This window comes from Alteromonas sp. MmMcT2-2, assembly GCF_022348305.1.
GTDB classification, from domain to species: domain Bacteria; phylum Pseudomonadota; class Gammaproteobacteria; order Enterobacterales; family Alteromonadaceae; genus Alteromonas; species Alteromonas macleodii.
In genome coordinates this window covers 1-4,595 of the sequence record NZ_JAKRFA010000094.1, presented here as the reverse complement: position 1 = coordinate 4,595, position 4,595 = coordinate 1, and the positions used below count along the sequence as shown (strand labels likewise).

General features: G+C 45.6%; 2 protein-coding genes and 2 pseudogenes. 1 reads left to right on the top strand and 3 read right to left on the bottom strand.

Going from position 1 to position 4,595, the window contains the following annotated elements; all coding sequences use genetic code 11:
• Nucleotides 1-114 precede the first annotated feature (114 nt).
• The 3 genes and pseudogenes from MHM99_RS20790 to MHM99_RS20780 all read right to left on the bottom strand — a co-directional run bounded on the left by MHM99_RS20790 (nucleotide 115) and on the right by MHM99_RS20780 (nucleotide 3,052).
• A pseudogene (locus MHM99_RS20790) lies at nucleotides 115-1,293 on the bottom strand (IS3 family transposase).
• Between the two features lie 89 nt (nucleotides 1,294-1,382).
• Nucleotides 1,383-1,880: a hypothetical protein gene (locus tag MHM99_RS20785; protein WP_202942890.1), complete on the bottom strand. Its 498-nt coding sequence runs from the start codon at nucleotides 1,878-1,880 to the stop codon at nucleotides 1,383-1,385.
• A gap of 14 nt (nucleotides 1,881-1,894) precedes the next feature.
• Nucleotides 1,895-3,052, bottom strand: a complete 1,158-nt coding sequence (locus MHM99_RS20780; protein WP_202942891.1) for an XRE family transcriptional regulator — start codon at nucleotides 3,050-3,052, stop codon at nucleotides 1,895-1,897.
• A gap of 304 nt (nucleotides 3,053-3,356) precedes the next feature.
• Here MHM99_RS20780 and MHM99_RS20775 point away from each other — a divergent pair.
• Nucleotides 3,357-4,595, top strand: a pseudogene (locus MHM99_RS20775) (IS66 family transposase); the annotation flags it as partial.

Sequence of the window (4,595 nt, the reverse complement as noted above, 5' to 3'; positions counted from 1 at the left end):
ATTCTCCGATTGCTGTACCTATCAAGAATTTGCCGAATGGGCAAAAATGAAAATGACGCCATCGCAAGTTTAGCATGCTGGTTAATAGTCAAACTGATACTTAGCTTGTAGTGGTCAAGTCATTTTGGCCACATCGTTGTAGCTATTCCAGTAACGTTTCTCCGATTCATTGGGCGTTAAACCACCGTTATATGAATGCGGTCTCAGTCGACTGTAATAGCCATGAATATAATCACCAATCTTCTGCTTTGCTTCAGTAAAGTTCCGGTAGCCAGTTGTTGGAATCCATTCGGATTTAAGGCTTTTGAAGAAGCGTTCCATCGGGCTATATCCCAACAATTTCCTCTGCGACTCATGCCTTGTGTCAAGCGATGCCGCCAAATTTGCTGACTGAATTTACGGCTTGTGTAGTGACATCCCTGGTCGCTATGGAACATCACGTTTTTAGGTTGTCCCCGATATTCGAATGCCATTGTCAGCGCCTGCCAAGTCAAGTTACTGTCCGGTGAATGGCTCATTGCCCAGCCTATTGGCTTGCGGGCGAACAGATCGATTACCACAGCCAGATAAGCCCAGCGATTGCCTGTCCGGATAAAGCTCACATCGCCGCACCAGACCTGATTTGGTGCTGTAACGGCGAACTGCCTGTCGAGTAAGTTCGGGATAGCAACGTGTTCCTGAGTTGCTTTCCGTTACGCATGTTTCGACAACTGACAACTGAACAAGCTGAGCGCTTTCGTCAACTTTCCAGCACGGTAACGGCTCAGAGTAATGTCATGAGACTCATCGTTCGTAATGATGTCTGATATGGTTCTCGCTCGGGCAGAGCCACCACGCAGGCTTCCGGCGATGGCCGCTTATCGCGCTGTTGCCAGTATTTAAATGTGCTGCGGTGGACATCCAGTACCGCACACAGATGATTGACCGAATATCTGTGCTTATTGCTCTGACTCAGTTTCTCGATTAACGAGAGTGTTTTATGGAGTCCGACATCAGCATAAGGCGCTGCGCAGCAGCAGAAGCCTTTTTTAAAATTTCATTTTCTAATTCAAGGCGTTAAACTTGTTTCTTCAGCTCGCGGAATTCTCGTTGCTCCGGCGTCATTGGCGTGGCCTGCTTTGGCCATTTGCCTTCCCGTTCTTCACGTAGCTGCCGCACCCACTTGCTCAATGTTGAGTAACCAACGCCCATCGCGTCAGCCGCTTCCTTATTCGTATACCCCTGGTCGTGAACCAGTTGTGCAGTTTCAAGTCTGAATTCAGGGCTGAAATTCGGGCCTTTCTTCTTTGCCATGTTGTCACCTAATTTTGTTATGCTGCTATCATAGCAGCTCTAATCAGGTGGCCAAATTCACTATGCCACTACAGCAATGCTAACAGCGATCACGTATTGTATTCATCAAGCAGGCGAATAAACTCATCTATAACCCCTTGGTGTATATGGAGAGGATTGCACTCGTGTATAGAATAAACCACACCGATAGCTTCGTCTTTGGAAATATGGTTAAGCTCAGCCAGTTCAAGTAATAACTTCAATCCTCGCTTTGTTGGTATATTGTCTTCATCGCAAAATTTCAGTAATGCTTTTTCGTTAGTTATACATGTAATGCCGCCAATACTTTTGGCGAGATACAAGCAAACTTTGTCTTGAAAAGATAATGGGCCATGTTGAGCATTTGAAGCTTCTGATAGAAGCTCAATTTCCTCATCAACTACTTCAAAACCATATTGTAAACAATCATCATGCGTAAGCTGATTAACCTCATCCAGTATGACTGAAGGTATAACAACCCTTTCAATTTTTTCTGAATACAATGCCAGCATAGTTATATCAGCGTCGGCATAGTCAATAAGGACGTTTGCATCTGTTATTACTGGCATCTCTTAATCCCGAATCAACCAACCCATGAAGACGCCAACTGACGCATTTCTTTGTTTTGCAACCTTAATATTTCTGCTCCGCGAGATAGTGAAATATTGCCATTCTCGACTGCTTTTCTAACAAGGAATGGTAAGCGATCTTCTCTAAAATCAAATACATCAAGGTTGAAGGGCTCGCTTGCAGTGGTATACCTATGGTTAATTCTATAACTATCGCTTTCAATGCCTACTGGTTCAGTATGTTTCTGAAGAGATTTCCCATAGCGAGTCTTAAACTCGACATTGAAGTTCATCCAAAGCTTATTTCTCTTTTCGGACGGCATATTTTCAGCGTACCGATATAGAACAGTTCTCCAACTGACTTTAAAAACCTTTTTAACTTTCAATACTCGATCGACAAAGCTTAAACCTGCAGCTTCATTCCATTCTCTTTCGAAAGCTTCTTGTGGCATAAGAAAGTGTGAAGCAAATTGATCGGCTTCAGATTCTTGCTCATCAATTTCGGTAGTTTGGTCGATGTCATATGCATTGAGGTGCATTAGAAGGTGACCGAGTTCATGGGCGGCACTAAATATCCAAGTTTCCACCGGCAGCCTTTTCCAAGTATTAACTATTACAGCTGGCCCACCTTCTTCTTGCTCGCTAACTGATAAACCTAAAAATGAGTCGGTTTCCACTTCAATTGAGCGGACTTTGATCCCTCTTGCCTCAAGTAGCCCGCAGATGTCTAAAACCGGCTCTTTGGGACCTAGTCCAAACTTATCCCTACAATAGCTTGCAAGGTCAGGAATACTATACGAACTACCTTCTTTATAAGCATAAAATTCGTGCAAGTCTGCTACCTGTTTATCCTCAGTTAGCTCTTCGAGAGAACTAAAGTCATATAACCAAGTAACCACATCGGAGATGATCTGCTCTCTAGTTTTCAGTCTCTTGAGTGATCTAAATCGAATATGCTTTAGAGGCTTAACTTCTGCCAAGATTTCTTGAATTGGCACTCGAAGTGCGATGGCTAGGGCTCGTATGGAGTCAGCTCTAGGAGTCGCCTTTCCTCGCTCTAGCTTTTGGTAACCACTGAGAGACATCCCAGCTTTTTCAGCTAGATCTGACTGATTGTATCGCGCATTAGAGCGCAATCTCTTAAGATTGTGAGCAATAGCTTTATTGTTCATAGTGGTCTCCTTTAAGTAGCTATAATAACAAATTATTTTAAAATAGCTACTTTTGTGCATGTAAGCACAGTGGAGCTAAACAGGCCTTAGCATATCGTTATCAAACGTTAGCAAAGTTCCTCAGAATGAAAATTGCACATAATCGGGTAGCCGGAGGTATCTAGTCTCCAGCCCCACAACTCCCTGCATGCGGCTCCGCACAGGGTAACCGTTCTCCAGGGCCCTATTGACAGTTAGTAATATTTATTTTCAATGATCGTGGGGATCCTATTGATTGATCCCGCCAGTCTGTCAGAGTGGTTTCATGCCACGTAAAAAACAGCCCACAAAGCCACCCGTCGCTACTAATCTCGATGATGCCAATGAGCACATTAGTACACTCTGGGACAGGCTAAATGATCTCGAAGACCGACTGAATCAAAACAGTCGTAATTCATCGCGCCCGCCATCGTCTAATGGGCCGGGGGCGTCCTCTTCTGCGCCAGCTAAAAAGCCGACAGGCCGTAAGCGCGGTGCACAATCCGGCCATAAAGGTAGTAAGCGGATGCTGGCCGATACCGTTGCTGAGACGCGCACCTATTATCCCGACGATACCTGTGCCTGTGGCGGTGTCATTTCAATCAGTGATTCACCGTATAGACGCCATCAGGTTTTTAATATCCCTTCACAGGCCTTCTCTGTGGTTGAACATCAGTTACATCAGGGCCAGTGTTGTCAGTGCAGTAAAACGGTAAAAGCCACACTACCCGACAACGTGAATCAAGGGCAGATGGGCAATAACCTGCTGGCGTATGTGGCGATGCAGTCGGGTCAGTTTCACCAGAGTATCAGTAAAATCCAGCAACAGCTCGAGCAAAACTTTGGTTTATCGTTCAGTCGCGGTGCTATCTCTGAAGCACAAGGCCGCGTCAGTGCGGTACTGACGCCTGCCTAACAGGATATTAAAGAGACTATGCATAATGAGGCAGTGGTTCATTGCGATGAAACCCGTCATCAGCGGGGCAATGAAAACCGCTGGATGTGGCAAGTATGCACAGCTGAATTGTCTTGCTTTCCGACACACTTCTCTCGCGGAGCCTGGGCGGCGAAGAAATTACTGGGCGATAATCCAGAAAACATTGTTGTGACTGACCAGTATGCCGGTTATCACTATATTGATGCTGACCATCGTCAATTATGTTGGGCGCATATCTTAAGAAATATGAATGCGCTGGCGGAAAGCTGGGGCACGAATAAAATCTACGGTATGAAATTGGTCAGGCTCATCCGCCTGTTGTTCCGGCTGCAACACCGGTATGAAAGTAACAAGCTAAGTGAAAAGCGATACCGGGACCGAATGGAAAAGCTACGCATCGCATGGCGACAACAACTCGAACTGGCATCAAGACGCTGTGTGACTCCCCGCTATCAGAACCGGTGTAAGCTGCTGCTAAAACACGATGACATGTGCTGGGTATTCCTCAGTCACGATGGCGTCCCCCTCACTAACAATGAAGCCGAGCGTTCATTACGAAGCTATGTGCTGTGGCGAAAAGGCAGCTAT